Here is a 14451-nt window from a genome sequence, read left to right as displayed (position 1 = left end):
CGCGCCCCCTGGTCGTTCACATGAGAACGACAACGCCTGCGCATGGACGGACTGGATATGCATCGCGTCATCATCAGCGGCATTGGCGTTGAAATCCCTGAAGCCAAGATCACCAATGAAGAACTGGTCGCCAGTTTCAATGCCTGGGTCGACACGGAGAATGCGCGCCGGCAAGGCACGGATGAGACGCTGCTGCAGAAATCCGACAGCGCCTTCATCGTCCATGCCTCGGGCGTCCAGACCCGGCATGTGATCGAGCGCGAAGGCATTCTCGATCCGACTCGCATGGCGCCGCGCATCCCGGCGCGACCGGACGATGCACTGTCGCTGCAGGCCGAATTCGGCGTGGCCGCGGCCCGGAAGGCGCTCGACCATGCCGGGCTGAAAGCCTCCGACATCGACCTGGTGATCTGCTCGGCCTCGCACCAGCAGCGGCCCTATCCGGCGATCGCCATCGAAATGCAGGAGGCGCTGGGCACCAAGGGCGCCGGCTTCGACATGGGGCTTGGTTGTTCATCGGCCGCGGCCGCCTTGCACATTGCGGCCAATCTGGTGCGGGCGGGCGCGCACAAGCGCGTGCTGGTGGTCACGCCGGAGATCATCACCGGCCATCTCAATTTCCGCGACCGGCAGACGCATTTCATCTTCGGCGATGCATCGGTGGCGATGGTGGTCGAGGGGCTGGGCGAGGGCGAGAGGCGGCCGGGGCGTTTCGAGGTGCTGGACACGCGCACCTGGACCCAGATGTCGAACAATATCCGCACCAATCTGGGCTATCACACCCGCACCGCCCAGGACGATCCTTACATGATCAACCTCGAAGGCAATCTGATCAAACAGGTCGGCAACAAGGTGTTCAAGGAAGTCACCGTCGCCGGCCACAAATTCATTGTCGAATTCCTCGCCGAGCACGGGCTGACGCCGCAAGCCATCAGGCGATTCTGGCTGCATCAGGCCAATGCGCGAATGAACGCCATGATCCTGAAACTGGCCTTCGGCCACGAGGTCGACCATGACCGCGCGCCGATGGTGCTGGAGCGGCTCGGCAACACCGCCGGCGCTGGCGCCATCATCGCGCTGTCGGAAAACCACGCCGACATGAAGCCCGGCGATTTCGGCGTGCTGTGCGCCTTCGGCGCCGGCTATTCGATCGGCGGCGCGCTTTTGCGGATGCTGTAATCAGGCCGGCATGAACGGCACCAGCATCGGCACGCGGCGGGCATAGTCGTCATAGGCGTTGCCGAGTTCTCCGCGCAGAAAGCGTTCCTCCAGCCTTGCCTTCATGACGATGCCGATGGACGCTATCAGCCGGTTTGATCGAATCATCATCGCTTTCGACTGGACCCGAGCCCACGGCTACGGCTATTTGCGACGTCATCCTGCAGAAGGAACGAAGCCATGCTGGACCTCTTCCCGGAGTCTGAGAAGCCGGTCGACATCATCCCCGCCAGGAAGCTGTCCGCCAAAGTGGCCGCTTTGTACGTCGCACCTTCGAATCAGTTCCAGACGCGCCCGGTGGAAGCATTGCAGCTCGGTTTCGAAGGCATCGACGGCGACTTCCACGCCGGCGCCACCCGTCGTTCCGGCGGTCGCGAACCCTGGTATCCGCGCGGCACCGAAATCCGCAACGAGCGGCAGATATCAATCGTAGCAGCGAATGAACTCGGCGTCGTTGCCGAGCGGATGGGGCTGACCGAGATCAAGCCGGAATGGATCGGCGCCAATCTGCTGATCGAAGGCGTGCCGCATCTCTCGATGCTGCCGTCAGGCACGCTGCTGTTCTTCAGAGGTGGCGTGACGATCAAGGTTGATGCGCAGAACGGACCTTGCCGGCTTGCCGGACGTTCGATTGCCGAAAACGCCGGGATGGCCGATCCGGAGGCCGGCGCGCTGGCCTTCCCGAAGGCGGCGAAACGGCTGCGCGGCCTCGTTGCCTGGGTCGAGAAACCGGGTCGTATGACAACAGGGGAAGAGATCTCGGTGCGCGTGCCCGAGCAGTGGATTTATCGATCCTAGCACCGGGCTAGGGCAAGGGCTGCGCCGCCGGGGCGACGCAGCCGGATTTCAAGACGCGCTCAGGCCGCCTTGCGGTTCTTCTTGGCGCCCTGCGCCTCGACGGAAACGTAGTCCCACTTTTCCCACAGCGCGATGCGGTTGGCGTATTCCTGCTTGATCATCGGCAGGCCGCCATCGCCGAAGAAGACGCGCAGCGGCGGCTCGGCCGCGTCGACGATTTCAAGCATCGCCGGTCCGGTGGCATCGGGGTCCCCGGCGACCGAGTTGGCGCAGCGTTCCGCCATCTTGGCGCGGGCCGGCGCGTAAGCCTCGATCGCTTTGGAGACCTTGGCCGAGGCGCCGGACCAATCGGTGGAGAAGCCTCCCGGTTCGACAAGCGTCACATGGATGCCGAATTCGGCGACCTCGATGCTGAGCGACTGGCTGAAGGCTTCGAGCGCCCATTTCGAGGCATGGTAAAGGCCGAGCGAGGCGAAGGCGTTGACGCCGCCGATCGACGAGATCTGGATGATATGGCCGGAGCCCTGCGCCCGCATGATCGGCAAAGCCGCCTGGGTGACCCAGAGCGCGCCGAACACATTGGTTTCGATCTGGTCGCGGGCTTCCTGTTCGCTGACTTCCTCGATGGCGCCGAAATGGCCATAGCCGGCATTGTTGATGACGACGTCGAGCCGGCCAAAGCGCTTGTGCGCCTCGGCGATGGCCGCATCGACGGCCTTCTTGTCGGTGACGTCGAGCTTGATGGCGGCGACATTATCGCCGTATTTCGCGACGAGATCGGCGAGCGTGCCGGCATCGCGCGCGGTTGCGGCGACACGGTCGCCGCGGGCGAGTGCGGCCTCGGCCCAGACTCGGCCAAAGCCTTTCGATGATCCGGTGATGAACCAAACCTTGCTTGTCATGACGTGGAATCCTTGCCCATGCGGGCCGTGAACTGGGAAGCGGAGGCTTCTCCGCTTCCGCGATATACGGTGTGTCGAGCGATTTTCCAGAGGCGAGGGGGAATCTTTTTGGTCACGACATCGTGTGGAGCAGGATCTTCGCCGGTCAGGGATAGCGCACCGGGCTTGACCAGGCCGGGTCGTCATGCTTTTGCCAGTAGAGCGCCATCAAGCGCTTTGTGATCGCGCCTATCTTGCCGTCGGCGACAGCAGCGCCGTCGATCACCGTCACAGGCATGATGCCGCCGGCGGTGGAGGTGATGAAGACTTCGTCGGCTCCCTTCAGCGCGGTGACGCTGACATCGACTGGAGCGGCGACAAGGCCTGCCTCGGCGCAGAGGTCGAAGACGGTGCGCCTGGTGATGCCGGGCAGCACGCCGGCGGCTGGCGTCGACAGCCTGCCGTCCTTGACGCAGAACACGTTGAAGCCGGGGCCTTCGGCGACATTGCCGTTGAAGTCGAGAATCAATGCGGTTTCGGCCCCACGGTCATAAGCGTCGTAGAGGCCGCGCACGAGGTCGAGCCAGTGGTAGTTCTTGATCGCCGGATCGATCGAGACCGGCGGAATGCGCACCTTGTCGCTAATGGCGACATGCAGGCCGCGCCGCAACTGCTCGGCATTGGCGACCGAGCCGAAGGGAACTGCGAAGGCCATGAAGCGGTTGACCGCCTGGCGCGGATCGCGGCTGAAGGTCGGCGAGGCGCCGCGTGTGCACAGCATTTCGACATAGGCGGCTTGATGGCCCGACAGCGCCACGCAATTGTGCAGAATCTCGGCCACGCCATCGCGGTCGGACGGGATCGTCATGCGCAGTTTTTGCAAGCCGGCGAAGAAGCGGTCGAGATGCAGGTCGAGGCGGAAGAAGCTGCCGTCCCAGACATGCACGGTGTCGTAGGTGGCGTCGGAATGCAGAAACCCCCAATCCAGCACCGAGATTTTGGCCTGCGACATCGGCAGATACTGACCATCGAGAAAGGCGATGCCGTCGGGATAGGAATGCGGATCGATATGGCGATCCGACAAAGCCGGCAATGGCACAATGCTACCGGCTGCTGCGCTTCGGTTCATGGCGATTGGTCCTTCGGCTTGATGCGGCAGAGTCAAGCTAGTGGTCCCCTGCAGGCGGCATAGGGCCACCCAACCATCGCTGTTTGTCCTAGGTAGCACATTCGATATGCCCTATGGTCCGGCTTGAAAATATCCGGCCGGGAGGGGCAAAATGGGCAGATCTTTTCGGACCATCAGCTTTGCAATTTTCCTCGTCTTCGTCACTGGCCATGCCTTCGCGCAATGCGCTCGCGAGGGCGAGGCGCTGTGCCAGAACGGCCAGACCTATCGTTGCGAGAAGACGGGCAGCGAGCTGACGCCGATCTTTCAGAACGTGCCTTGCGTGGTCAACGCGGCGGGGCTCAACGGCGTCTGGACCGGCAGCGGTCATCAAAGTCCGGCCGGGGCTGCCGGTGCCGATTGGGCGATCGCAATGACAATCGGCGATGGCGCCGCGTCGATCGACTATCCGTCGCTCGGCTGCGGCGGATCGTTGACCGAGATTTCTCGCGACGACAGTTCGGCGGAATACCGGGAAAACATCAGCTACGGCCAGGACAAGTGCATCGACGGTGGCGGCATCACCGTCCGATTTTTCAAAGGGAACCTGTCCTGGACCTGGGTTGGCCAGGCCGACGGCCAGCCCTACAATGCGGTTGCCGTATTGAAGCGACGGTAGCTGAAGTTATTCCTCTTCGTCCTCTGCATCGAGCAGGCGCGTGGCGCGCCAACGGGTCAGCACCATGTTTGTTTGCTCGATGACGAAGAACCGCGCCGAGTCGCGGTCATAGCCCTCGGCCAGCAGCTTTTCATAGTCGGTATGGCCGTGCCTGATATGGGCGATCGTCGCCAGCCAGACCGCGATGCCCGGCGGCAGCGTCTTCATGTGCACGGCGCCGGCCTCGGTGCGGATTTTCTCCATATCGGCATAGGGCGCCAGGGGCAGCAGTGCGGTCAGCGCCTTGGCGATGGCGCGGCGGCGGCCGGTGGGCGCGCTCATTTTTCGTCACGCCCGGCAATGGTCGCCTCGGGAAAGGCGTCGGTCGAGGCGAAATAGGGCTTGATGTCGATCACCGGGGTGCCGTCGAACACATCGATGGCGTCGATGTCGATGCGGCCGTTGTCGATGTCGACGGCCATCAGCCTGGCGATATGCAGCCCGACTGGGTTCGGCCGGGCAGGGGAGCGCAGCGAGAAAACGCCTTTCGGCTCAGCCGCATGGCGGGGTCTCTGGACAATCAGTGCCCGCGGCGCGTGATGCAGCCAGGACAGGAGGACGATGTGGCTGGCCCGCTCCAGCGCAAGCAGGCCGTCGCGATAGGGTGGGTCGATGAGAACGGTGGCCGCCTGTCCTGTCTCGCGGGCGGCGCGCATGTTCTTCGGGCAGCTTTCGCGCGTGGTCCATGGCGAGGCGATGCGGCCGATAAACACGATATGGCCATCCGCCGGCATGTCAGCCGGGTCAGTCTGCAGGAGCTTTTCGCCGTCGCGCTTCTCGAACATGGCTTTCGCCCTAGCACAAGTTTCCAGCTGATCGTCAGGGAAAAGCGGTTCTCTCAGGCGGGGATCATGTGTGCGGCATTTTCTTGTCAGGAAGCGACATAGGCCTTGCCATGTCGTCAAAGCTGACATAAACATATGTTTATATCTTTTTCAACGAGAACGCGCCGATGCATGTTTCGCTCGATACGATGGTTGATACGTTGAAGGCTGCGGCCGAATCGAGCCGGCTCCGCATCCTGGCGCTGCTGTCGCGCGGCGATCTCACCGTGTCCGACCTCACCGAGATCCTCAGCCAGTCGCAACCGCGGGTGTCGCGGCATTTGAAGCTGCTGCTGGAGGCCGGGTTGATCGGCCGCTACCAGGAGGGCTCGTGGGCCTTCTTCCGGCTGTCGGATACGGATTCCGCGCGCGACTTCGTCATGGGGCTGGTCTCTGGCATTCGCGGCGCCGATCCACAGGTCGAGCGCGATCTCGAGCGGTTGGCATCGGTCAAGCGCAAGCGCCAGGACCGTGCCGCCGAGTATTTCTCCGAGAACGCCGCCAGTTGGGATCACATCCGCTCGCTGCATGTGCCGGACCGCGCGGTGGAAGCCGCACTCCTCAAGCTGGTCGGCAAGCGGCCATTCCAGTCGATGCTAGACCTCGGCACCGGTACCGGGCGGCTGCTGGAGATATTTTCGCCGCTCTACCGGCGCGGTGTCGGCATCGACATGTCGCGCGAAATGCTGACGGTGGCGCGGGCCAATCTCGACAAGGCAGGCATCGCCAATGCCCAGGTCCGCCAAGGCGACATTTTCGCGCCGCCGGTCGAGCGCGACGCCTTCGACCTCGTCACCATTCATCAGGTGCTGCACTATCTGGACGATCCCGCCCGCGCCATCCGCGAGGCGGCAAGGCTGCTGCGCCCGTCGGGCCGGCTGGTGATCGTCGATTTCGCGCCGCATGCTCTGGAATTCCTGCGCGACCAGCATGCGCATGTCAGGCTGGGCTTTTCCGACCGCCAGATCTCCGAATGGTTTGCCGATGCCGGGCTCGATCTCGAGGATGCCCAGGAATTCGAGCCGCGCGGCGGCAACGAAGCCAGGCTCACCGTCAAGCTGTGGCTCGGCCGCGACCGCCGCATGCTGATCGCCGAGCCTTCAAATGACACCCAACCCACCAAAGCGTACCCTATGGGGGAAATCGCCTGATGAACCAGTTCCGCTTTTCCCGCCGTCCCGACATTGGCGACAAGGTCCGCGTCTCCTTCGAGTTCTTCCCGCCGAAGACCGACGAGATGGAAGCCAGGCTCTGGGACACCGTCACCAGGCTGGAGCCGCTGAAGCCGAGATTCGTCTCGGTGACCTATGGCGCCGGCGGCTCGACGCGGGAGCGCACGGCGCGCACGGTCAAGCGCATCCTGAACGAGACGGCGCTGACGCCGGCGGCGCACATGACCTGCGTCGACGCCGCCCGCCATGAGGTCGATGCCGTGGTCCGCGAATTCGCCGATATGGGCGTGAAGCGCTTCGTTGCGTTGCGCGGCGATCCGGCGGCGGGTGTCGGTACGGCCTACCGGCCGCATCCCGATGGCTATGCCAATGGCGCCGAACTTGTCGGAGCGCTGAAGGACGCCGGCGATTTCGACATCTCGGTCTCGGCCTATCCCGAAAAGCATCCGGAAAGCCCCGACTTCGCCACCGACTTCGACATGCTGAAGCGCAAGGCCGACAATGGCGCGACGCGGGCGATCACCCAGTTCTTCTTCGACAACGATCTCTACGAGCGTTATGTCGAGAAGGCGCGCCGTGCCGGCATCTACATCCCGATCGTGCCTGGCATCCTGCCGGTGCACAATTTCACCCAGGTCGCCAATTTCTCGGCGCGCTGCGGCGCGCTGGTGCCGGCATGGCTGGCCGAGCGTTTCGAAGGGCTGCACAACGATCCGCAGACGCATGCGCTCGTGGCGTCTGCCGTGGCGGCCGAGCAGGTGCTCGATCTCGTCGAGCGCGGCGTCAGCGACTTCCATTTCTACACCATGAACCGGGCCGACCTGGTGTTTGCCATCTGCCATATGATCGGCATCCGCTCCCACGAAACAGAGGCAGCTGGATCCGCCGCCGCCTGAGCTTCATCGTGGTATGAAATCTGAAATGCAAAGGCCGGGCGAAACACCCGGCCTTTCGAATTTGTGGGCTATTGCTGCTGTTCTTCCGCTCCGGCGGTTACGGAAGAACACCTATGATAAGGGCGCCAATGAAGGCAAATGCAGCACAGATCATCAATGCGTTGATTGGCCTCGTAAGTCCCATGTCATAGTCTCCTCTTCAAGAGCTATGGGTGGAGTCTAGGGGCATTTGTGCCACAGGCAAGCGGAAAATATGCTGCAATGCGACGCGATTGTGGAATTTGCGACCTGCCACCTGTCGTTAAGCGTTGAAACTCTTCGGCAAAAGCCGCTGGCAGCCTGTGAATAAATTGTGACGCGGCCGTGGCGAAAGCGAGGCATGGCAGCGCTACCAGACCTAAAGCGCGTCGTTGTCCCAAAACCGCTGCGCACTTTTGATCGACAGGCATTAGCGCCGACCAAACAACCGCCCGTCGATCGTCAACAGGCCAAGCGCGATCAGTGCCATGCCGCAGAACTCGAACAGAGCGAGCCGCTCGCCGAGGAACAGGAGGCCGAGCAGGATGGCGCTGGCCGGGACGATGAGCGTGACCAGCGAGGCGTTGGTGGCGCCGGCCGAGGCGACGAGGTTGAAATAGAGGATGTAGGCGAAGGCGGTGGAGAGCAGCGCCAGCGCCAGCACCGCCGTCCAGACCGGCGGCGAGGCCGAGAACAGGCCGGCCGGGCCATAGGTGAGCAGCACCACCGGGATCATGATGATGGTCGACGCCGTCAATTGTCCGGTGGCGATGACCGGCGAGGGCACGCCCTTGAAGCGGCGGGCAATCATCAGCGCGACGGCGTATGACAGCGAGGCGCCGATCAGCGCGAATTTCGCCCAGACCGGGCCGCCGAGCCCGGCCAGCAGGCCGGGGCCGATCATGACAGCGGTGCCGGCGATGCCGAGCCCGATGCCGGCAAGCTTGTTCCAGGAGAGCTTTTCGTCCGCTGTCAGCGCGTTGGCGAGGATCAGCGTCCAGAACGGCGTCGTCGCATTGAGCACCGAGGCAACGCCGGCGCCAAGCGCGGTTTGGCCGGCAAAGATCAGCGAGAACGGGACGACATTGTTGGCGAGCGCCAAAAGGAAAAACAGGCCGGCATGCGGGAAGGCGAGGCGGAAGGACGGACCGCGAATGCCGAGATAGAGCTGCAGTGCAATGGCCGCAATGGCAACGCGAAACAGCACCAGCACCAGCGGGTGCATTTCGGCAACGGCGATGCGGGCAAAGAAGAACGAGCCGCCCCAGATGGCGCCGAGCAGCAGAAGCTGTCCCCAGTCCCTCAGCGTCATCGGTCCGCGCTGCACGGCTGTCGTGGCTATTGCCATCGTGAACGTCCTTCCCCGCGGCATCAATGCCAGCCACTCAGGCAGAAGGCATATCGGGTCCGGCGACAAGAGCCACCCGAAACCTGATTGCTGGCAACAGTGCTGCCAGAGGGTGCGCCGCTGGGTCAGTGCCCGCCAGACACAGAATTGTTTTCTTTGGCCGCTAGCTTGGATTAATTGTGCGCAGCCGAGAAGTCAGGGGATTCGTCCATGCAGCGATTCGAGAATGCCCGCGAGGCGGCGCTGGCGCTTCGGCCGGACGATCCGGTCTACTGCTTTCGCCCGCAGGTGCTGAAGGCGGATGCCAAACAGTTCATGGGCATGTTTCCCGGCAAGACCGCCTACGCAGTCAAGACCAATGGCGAGCAGATCGTGCTCAAGGCGCTGGTCGAAGCCGGCGTCACCGCCTTCGATGTGGCCTCGCCCGGCGAGTTCGCCGCCGTGCGCGCCGTCTCACCCGACGCCGAGATGCTCTACATGCATCCGGTCAAGGCGCAGTCGGACATCAAGCTTGCGCTGGAAAAATACGCCATCCGGGTCATTTCGCTCGACCATGAGGACGAGATCACCAAGCTGACGCGGGTGGTGCGGGCGCTTGACATCGATCCGGGCTCCATCAGCGTGTTCGTGCGAATCCAGACCAAGGGTTCGGCGGCCTATGAACTGTCGAAGAAATTCGGCGCCGGGCCGGCCTATGCGGTGGAACTCGCCGAGCGGCTCAACCGCACCGGCTACAAGGTCGGCCTGTGCTTCCATGTCGGCAGCCAGATCGAGGATCCCGACACCTATGAACGGGCGCTGGCCTCCGCCGATTGGGTGCGCAACCGGCTGACCTTCGACATTGCGGGCCTCGATGTCGGCGGCGGCTTTCCCGCCGAGTACGGCCATGACCCCAATCGCAAGCAGATCGAGATGCCGTCGCTCGGCCAGATCATGTCGCGGCTGTCGGGCGACCTGAGGGAATACCAGTTCGACCAGATCCCGTTGGTGGCCGAGCCCGGCCGGGTGATCGTGGCGCGCTGCCTCTCGCTGATCGTGCGGGTGCTGCTGCGCAAGGGCAAGCGGCTCTACATCAATGACGGCATCTGGGCGTCGCTGTCGGATTCTTGGACCGGCAAGATCACACTGCCGGCCCGCTTCATCCCCGATCCGGCGATCCGCTCGCGCAATGGCGAGGAGAAGAACATCGTGCCGTTCAAGGTCTGCGGCGCGACCTGCGATTCCGTCGACATCCTGTCGCGGCCGTTCTGGCTGCCGGAAACCGTCGACACCGGCGACTGGATCGAGATCGGCCATATCGGTGCCTATTCGCTGTCGCTGAGAACCCGCTTCAACGGCTTTTATCCCGATACCTTCGTCGAGGTGACGACACCCTTCGATGAAGGCGATGCGCCGCAGGGATTCGCCAGCCTGGAGACAATGGCGGATTAGGCGACGCCCCCACCGGCCTGGATATTCTCGCCGGTCAGCCAGCGGGCCTCGTCGCTGGCCAGGAAGACCGCGACATCGGCAACGTCGCGGGGCGCGCCGATCCTGCCAAATGGAGACATGCCGGCCGCCACGGCGCGATCGCGCTCGGGAAGCAGGTCCGTGTCGGTGAAGCCAGGCGACAGCGCATTCACGGTGATGCCGCGCGGTCCGAGTTCACGCGAGAGCACACGGACGAATTGTTCGACGGCGCCCTTGCTGCCGAGATAGAGCGCCGTTTGCGTGAAGAACATCTTGGTGCCGCCGGTGGAGACCGCGATGATGCGGCCACCGTTTCGCACACGGCGCGCTGCTTCCTGAAGCACGAAGAAGGTGCCCTTGGCATTGGTGCCGAAGACATGGTCGAAATCGGCTTCGGTTGCCTCCGTCAGAGGCTTGATGACGGCGACGCCGACATTGGCAACCACGATGTCGATCGCGCCGAACTCACTCTCAGCCTCGTCAAACAGGCGATGAATATCCGAGACGCTTGATATGTCGGCCTGGACGGCGATCGCCTTTCCTCTCCTGCCGGCGATGGCGGCCACGACCTCGTCAGCGGCTTCGTGGTTGCCGACATAGTTGACGACGACGGCAGCGCCCTTGGAGGCGAGTCCTTCGGCGATGGCTCGCCCAATGCCGCGCGAACTGCCGGTGACGAGTGCGGTTTTGCCTTGCAAGGACTTGGGCATGATACGTTTCCTTCAATCATTCAGGCCCGTGCCGGTTTCATCTGACGGGTCCGCTAGTCGAGAAATAGGGCCATGCAACTGATCAGATAATGGCCTATTATCTGACTAGCTTGTTAATCTAGGGATACACAATGCGCGGTTCTGAATTCGCCGAGCTCAAGGCATTCGCCGCAATCGTGGAAGAGCGTAGTTTCGTCCGCGCCGCCGCCCGGCTGCGTGTTTCCCCGCCGGCGCTCAGCCAGTCGATTCGGCAACTGGAGGCTCGCATCGGCATCAGGTTGCTGAATCGCACGACGCGTAGTGTTTCACCCACTGGTGCCGGCGAGACGCTGTTTGCGCGCCTTGCCGTTGCGTTCGAAGAGCTGGAGGGCGCCGTAGCGGACATTCAAGCCGCGCGTGATCGGCCGGCGGGTTCGCTACGAATAAACGTGCCGCGTGTTGCCGCGGTGCGGTTCATCGGCCCGATCCTTGGCGACTTCCAACGCGCCTATCCTGATATCGCGCTGACCGTCATCGTCGACGATACGCTGACCGACATTGTTCGAGGACGGTTCGATGCCGGAATCAGGCTTGGCGAGCGGCTGGAGAAGGACATGGTGGCAGTGAAACTGAGCGGGGATTTGCAGATGGCGGCGGTGGCCGCTCCCGTCTATCTCGAAAATCGGGCCATACCGCGCCATCCGCAGGAGTTGCATCAGCACCAATGCATAACATTCCAGTGGCCTGGTGGCGGCAACCTCTATCGATGGGAGTTCGCGCGCGGCAAACGGTCTCTGGAAATCGCCGTCGAGGGCAGCCTGACTGTTAACGACACCGAGCTGATGCTGAACGCGGCGCTGGGTGGAGCAGGCGTTGCCTACATGATCGACTATCAGGTCCAGTCCTGGATCAATGCGGGCAGGCTGATGAGATTTCTAGAGCCCTGGTCGCCCAGCTTTCCAGGCTTCTTCCTGTATCACCCGAGTTCGAGGCACGTCCCCCCGGCTTTGCGGGCATTTATCGACTTCGTCCGGGCAAGGAGTAGGGAATAAGGAACCCAGCTTGGGCAGATTCTACTCACAGTTTCCCCAAAAGCTCCGGCGTCGGCCAGCCGTCGACCGGCATGCCGAGCCGCATCTGTTCCTTGCGGATGGCTTCGCGGGTGTTGGTGCCCAGAATGCCGTCGACGGTGCCGACGTCATAGCCCCTGGCTTCGAGCTTGGTCTGCAATTCCTTCATCTGGTCGCCATTGAGCCCGGTTTCGGGATTGCGCGGGTCGAACTGCTTTGCCCCGGCCAGGCGGCTGGCGAAGTTGGCGGCGGTCAGCGCGTAGGTGAAGGACTGGTTCCATTCGAGATAGACGTCGAAATTGTCGTAGGCGAGGAAGGCCGGACCTTTGCGGCCCATCGGCAGCGCCAGGCCGGCCTTCAGGCCATTGTCGATCAGCGGCGTGCCATCGGGATTGGTGACGCCCCACGCGGCCCATTGAGACAGCGGCAGCTTGTTGGTGCGGCCGGTCTGCTCCCAGGGCATGTCCTCGGGCACGCGCACTTCCTCGATCCACGGCTGGTCGCGTTTCCAGCCGCGCGACAGCACCTTGTTGGCCGTGGTCATGATCACGTCGGGTACGCTGCGCCTGAGGTCGACGATGCCGTCGCCGTCGCCGTCGACGCCGCGCGCGAGATAGTCGGAAGGCAGGATCTGCGTCTGGCCGATCTCGCCGGCCCAGGCGCCGGTGACGTCGGCCGGAACGACGCCGCGATCGATCAGCGTCAACAGCGGCAGCAGTTGCGGCCGAAACAGCTGCGGGCGGCGGCAGTCATGCGACAGCGTCACCAAGGCGCTCAGCGTGTGGAAATCGCCCTGTACGGCGCCGAAATCGGTCTCCAGCCCCCAGAAGGCGGTGATGATCGGCGCCTGGACACCGAACTGCTGGTCGGCGCGCGCAAAGATTTCGGCGTATTTCTTCAGATTGGCCGCGCCCTGCTTCAGCCGGTAGGCCGAGATCATGCGGTTGGAGAACTGAATGAAGGTCTGGGCGAAGACGCCCTGGGCGCGGTCACGCGCGAGCACCTTGTCGTCGATGGTGGCGGCCTCCAGCGCGTTAAGGCCGACAGCGCCGACACCGGCTGCCTTGGCTTCGGCCGCCACGCCTTGCTTCCAGGTTTCGAAGTCGCCGCCGCATTCCTGCGCCGCCGCCGGCATCGCCGTAGCGCCGAGCAGCAGGGCCGCGAGCAGCCCGGAGCGCAGGCGGCTCTTCGACTGTTTCCGGCGTAAATGTCCCAGTGGCTGCAGGTAGGTGCGCATGGGACGTCGAAAAGCAGGCGGTAGAGCCGGTGTCAACGGGTGTTCTGCCGCAGCCACTTTTTCCAGGCTGCCTCAGTGCCGTTGAAGACGTTGATATCGGACTTGCCGTTCATGCCGGGCACGATACCGGTTCCGGTGTATTGCCAGAAGGTGAAAGGGTGGCTGCCGTACTTCTGGCGGGGGTGGCCGGCCACCGAGCGCAGCCAGTAGGGATAGCCGCGGAAGGTCGCAAGGTCGTTATCGTCGAAGAAGTCGACCGAGGTGTAGATGATCGGCTTCTTGCCATAGTGCCGCTCGATCATCTCGAGAAAGGTGGTCATTTCGGCCCGCACCGTCGCTGAATCCGGGCGCAGCCGGCAGGTCGGCGATTGCGGGTTCCACTCCATGTCGAGCACCGGCGGCATGGCCGAGCGGTCGACGGGCACGTTCTGGATGAACCAGCGCGCCTGGGTGGCGGCAGGCGTGCAGAAATAGAAGAAATGGTAGGCCGCGCGCGGAATGCCATTGGCCTTGGTGCGCGACCAATGCTCGTTGAAATACTCGTCGAAACGGTCGCCGCCCTCGGTCGCCTTGATGAAGGCGAAGGAGATGCCGCTGGCCTTGGCCGTCGGCCAGTCGACCGAGGTCTGGTATTTGGAGACGTCGGTGCCGTGAACGGCATAGTTCCAAGGCGCGCCGCTATCCCATTCATGCGGCTTGGAGTCTTCGAAACGCGGTGCGCGCACGGCAACCGTCGGGCTGCTGGATGGCGACATCGAGGGCACGAGATCGCCGGCGGTCGAGCAGGCGGCCAGCAGCGTCAACGTGATGAGGGCCGCGAAACGGCGCATCGCATTTCCCGAGCCGGAATCAGCCGGTCGCTGTTGGGTTGTCGTTGCAGGTGCCCCTCAGGCGATCGCCCCACAGCATCGCCTGATACGCTATTTTCGTGCATGTCGTTGTTCCAAAACCGCTGCGCACTTTTGGGCGACATGCACCAGTGATCGCCGATCATGGTTGATAACAGGTTGACGGCGCTCGACAAG

Annotated in this window: 16 protein-coding genes; 7 read left to right on the top strand and 9 right to left on the bottom strand. The window is 63.3% G+C overall.

The annotated features are described in order from the left end of the window. Positions 1 to 57: 57 nt before the first annotated feature. A complete protein-coding gene (locus NKJ88_RS27730) occupies positions 58 to 1179 on the top strand; it encodes a beta-ketoacyl-ACP synthase III (protein WP_023690850.1) in 1122 nt (373 codons plus the stop codon). Here the strand turns inward: NKJ88_RS27730 and NKJ88_RS27725 are convergent, their stop codons facing one another. Beyond that, a complete protein-coding gene (locus NKJ88_RS27725) occupies positions 1180 to 1329 on the bottom strand; it encodes a hypothetical protein (protein ID WP_023705569.1) in 150 nt (49 codons plus the stop codon). A 69-nt stretch (positions 1330 to 1398) separates the two neighbouring features. On the opposite strand from NKJ88_RS27725, the gene NKJ88_RS27720 reads away from it, so the two are divergent. After that, the gene (locus NKJ88_RS27720; protein WP_023830781.1) at positions 1399 to 2016 is read left to right on the top strand and encodes an MOSC domain-containing protein; all 618 of its coding nucleotides are present in this window, start codon (positions 1399 to 1401) and stop codon (positions 2014 to 2016) included. 59 nt (positions 2017 to 2075) lie between these two features. Here the strand turns inward: NKJ88_RS27720 and NKJ88_RS27715 are convergent, their stop codons facing one another. Together NKJ88_RS27715 and NKJ88_RS27710 are read right to left on the bottom strand one after the other, a co-directional pair. Continuing rightward, a complete protein-coding gene (locus NKJ88_RS27715; RefSeq protein WP_352446335.1) occupies positions 2076 to 2918 on the bottom strand; it encodes an SDR family oxidoreductase in 843 nt (280 codons plus the stop codon). A 145-nt stretch (positions 2919 to 3063) separates the two neighbouring features. Further along, a complete protein-coding gene (locus NKJ88_RS27710) occupies positions 3064 to 4026 on the bottom strand; it encodes a D-amino acid aminotransferase (RefSeq protein WP_352446334.1) in 963 nt (320 codons plus the stop codon). Between the two features lie 151 nt (positions 4027 to 4177). Between NKJ88_RS27710 and NKJ88_RS27705 the strand changes: the two genes are divergently transcribed. After that, entirely contained in the window at positions 4178 to 4684 is a 507-nt protein-coding gene (locus NKJ88_RS27705) for a hypothetical protein (RefSeq protein WP_023699619.1), read from the top strand. A gap of 6 nt (positions 4685 to 4690) precedes the next feature. On the opposite strand, the gene NKJ88_RS27700 is transcribed toward NKJ88_RS27705, so the two are convergent. Both NKJ88_RS27700 and tsaA read right to left on the bottom strand, forming a co-directional pair. After that, entirely contained in the window at positions 4691 to 5005 is a 315-nt protein-coding gene (locus tag NKJ88_RS27700; RefSeq protein WP_023668245.1) for a DUF2293 domain-containing protein, read from the bottom strand. After that, the gene (gene tsaA / locus NKJ88_RS27695; protein WP_023699618.1) at positions 5002 to 5508 is read right to left on the bottom strand and encodes a tRNA (N6-threonylcarbamoyladenosine(37)-N6)-methyltransferase TrmO; all 507 of its coding nucleotides are present in this window, start codon (positions 5506 to 5508) and stop codon (positions 5002 to 5004) included. The genes NKJ88_RS27700 and tsaA overlap by 4 nt, the downstream gene beginning before the upstream one ends. A 167-nt stretch (positions 5509 to 5675) precedes the next feature. Here tsaA and NKJ88_RS27690 point away from each other — a divergent pair, with 167 nt between their 5' ends. Together NKJ88_RS27690 and metF are read left to right on the top strand one after the other, a co-directional pair. After that, positions 5676 to 6698 carry an ArsR/SmtB family transcription factor gene (locus NKJ88_RS27690; protein WP_023682157.1) on the top strand — a complete coding sequence of 341 codons (1023 nt, stop codon included), beginning with the start codon at positions 5676 to 5678 and terminating at the stop codon, positions 6696 to 6698. Then, the gene (metF, locus tag NKJ88_RS27685) at positions 6698 to 7615 is read left to right on the top strand and encodes a methylenetetrahydrofolate reductase [NAD(P)H] (protein ID WP_023690856.1); all 918 of its coding nucleotides are present in this window, start codon (positions 6698 to 6700) and stop codon (positions 7613 to 7615) included. The genes NKJ88_RS27690 and metF overlap by 1 nt, the downstream gene beginning before the upstream one ends. Before the next feature lie 448 nt (positions 7616 to 8063). On the opposite strand, the gene NKJ88_RS27680 is transcribed toward metF, so the two are convergent. Continuing rightward, positions 8064 to 8981, bottom strand: coding sequence for a DMT family transporter (locus NKJ88_RS27680; RefSeq protein WP_023699616.1), 918 nt, complete (start codon positions 8979 to 8981; stop codon positions 8064 to 8066). A gap of 210 nt (positions 8982 to 9191) precedes the next feature. Here NKJ88_RS27680 and NKJ88_RS27675 point away from each other — a divergent pair, with 210 nt between their 5' ends. Then, on the top strand, positions 9192 to 10412 hold the full coding sequence (locus tag NKJ88_RS27675) for an alanine racemase (RefSeq protein ID WP_023668250.1): 1221 nt from the start codon (positions 9192 to 9194) through the stop codon (positions 10410 to 10412). Here the strand turns inward: NKJ88_RS27675 and NKJ88_RS27670 are convergent. After that, positions 10409 to 11140, bottom strand: a complete 732-nt coding sequence (locus NKJ88_RS27670) for an SDR family oxidoreductase (RefSeq protein ID WP_023682154.1) — start codon at positions 11138 to 11140, stop codon at positions 10409 to 10411. The two genes, NKJ88_RS27675 and NKJ88_RS27670, sit on opposite strands and share 4 nt — an antisense overlap. Positions 11141 to 11271: 131 nt before the next feature. Here NKJ88_RS27670 and NKJ88_RS27665 point away from each other — a divergent pair, with 131 nt between their 5' ends. After that, positions 11272 to 12171, top strand: coding sequence for a LysR family transcriptional regulator (locus NKJ88_RS27665; RefSeq protein ID WP_023682153.1), 900 nt, complete (start codon positions 11272 to 11274; stop codon positions 12169 to 12171). Between the two features lie 25 nt (positions 12172 to 12196). Here the strand turns inward: NKJ88_RS27665 and NKJ88_RS27660 are convergent, their stop codons facing one another. Then, a complete protein-coding gene (locus NKJ88_RS27660) occupies positions 12197 to 13426 on the bottom strand; it encodes a lytic murein transglycosylase (protein ID WP_352446333.1) in 1230 nt (409 codons plus the stop codon). A 32-nt stretch (positions 13427 to 13458) separates the two neighbouring features. Further along, positions 13459 to 14256: a glycoside hydrolase family 25 protein gene (locus NKJ88_RS27655; RefSeq protein WP_023682151.1), complete on the bottom strand. Its 798-nt coding sequence runs from the start codon at positions 14254 to 14256 to the stop codon at positions 13459 to 13461. Positions 14257 to 14451 lie beyond the last annotated feature (195 nt).

The sequence above is a fragment of the Mesorhizobium sp. M0016 genome (assembly GCF_040324035.1).
Taxonomy (GTDB): Bacteria; Pseudomonadota; Alphaproteobacteria; order Rhizobiales; family Rhizobiaceae; genus Mesorhizobium.
This window is presented reverse-complemented; position numbering and strand designations above follow the sequence as displayed.

What these genes read in the sequence shown, in the direction of transcription:
- NKJ88_RS27730 (WP_023690850.1), top strand. Translation starts at nt 58, where the DNA reads ATGCATCGCGTCATCATCAGCGGCATTGGCGTTGAAATCCCTGAAGCC.
- NKJ88_RS27725 (WP_023705569.1), bottom strand. Translation starts at nt 1,329, where the DNA reads ATGATGATTCGATCAAACCGGCTGATAGCGTCCATCGGCATCGTCATG.
- NKJ88_RS27720 (WP_023830781.1), top strand. Translation starts at nt 1,399, where the DNA reads ATGCTGGACCTCTTCCCGGAGTCTGAGAAGCCGGTCGACATCATCCCC.
- NKJ88_RS27715 (WP_352446335.1), bottom strand. Translation starts at nt 2,918, where the DNA reads ATGACAAGCAAGGTTTGGTTCATCACCGGATCATCGAAAGGCTTTGGC.
- NKJ88_RS27710 (WP_352446334.1), bottom strand. Translation starts at nt 4,026, where the DNA reads ATGAACCGAAGCGCAGCAGCCGGTAGCATTGTGCCATTGCCGGCTTTG.
- NKJ88_RS27705 (WP_023699619.1), top strand. Translation starts at nt 4,178, where the DNA reads ATGGGCAGATCTTTTCGGACCATCAGCTTTGCAATTTTCCTCGTCTTC.
- NKJ88_RS27700 (WP_023668245.1), bottom strand. Translation starts at nt 5,005, where the DNA reads ATGAGCGCGCCCACCGGCCGCCGCCGCGCCATCGCCAAGGCGCTGACC.
- tsaA (WP_023699618.1), bottom strand. Translation starts at nt 5,508, where the DNA reads ATGTTCGAGAAGCGCGACGGCGAAAAGCTCCTGCAGACTGACCCGGCT.
- NKJ88_RS27690 (WP_023682157.1), top strand. Translation starts at nt 5,676, where the DNA reads ATGCATGTTTCGCTCGATACGATGGTTGATACGTTGAAGGCTGCGGCC.
- metF (WP_023690856.1), top strand. Translation starts at nt 6,698, where the DNA reads ATGAACCAGTTCCGCTTTTCCCGCCGTCCCGACATTGGCGACAAGGTC.
- NKJ88_RS27680 (WP_023699616.1), bottom strand. Translation starts at nt 8,981, where the DNA reads ATGGCAATAGCCACGACAGCCGTGCAGCGCGGACCGATGACGCTGAGG.
- NKJ88_RS27675 (WP_023668250.1), top strand. Translation starts at nt 9,192, where the DNA reads ATGCAGCGATTCGAGAATGCCCGCGAGGCGGCGCTGGCGCTTCGGCCG.
- NKJ88_RS27670 (WP_023682154.1), bottom strand. Translation starts at nt 11,140, where the DNA reads ATGCCCAAGTCCTTGCAAGGCAAAACCGCACTCGTCACCGGCAGTTCG.
- NKJ88_RS27665 (WP_023682153.1), top strand. Translation starts at nt 11,272, where the DNA reads ATGCGCGGTTCTGAATTCGCCGAGCTCAAGGCATTCGCCGCAATCGTG.
- NKJ88_RS27660 (WP_352446333.1), bottom strand. Translation starts at nt 13,426, where the DNA reads ATGCGCACCTACCTGCAGCCACTGGGACATTTACGCCGGAAACAGTCG.
- NKJ88_RS27655 (WP_023682151.1), bottom strand. Translation starts at nt 14,256, where the DNA reads ATGCGCCGTTTCGCGGCCCTCATCACGTTGACGCTGCTGGCCGCCTGC.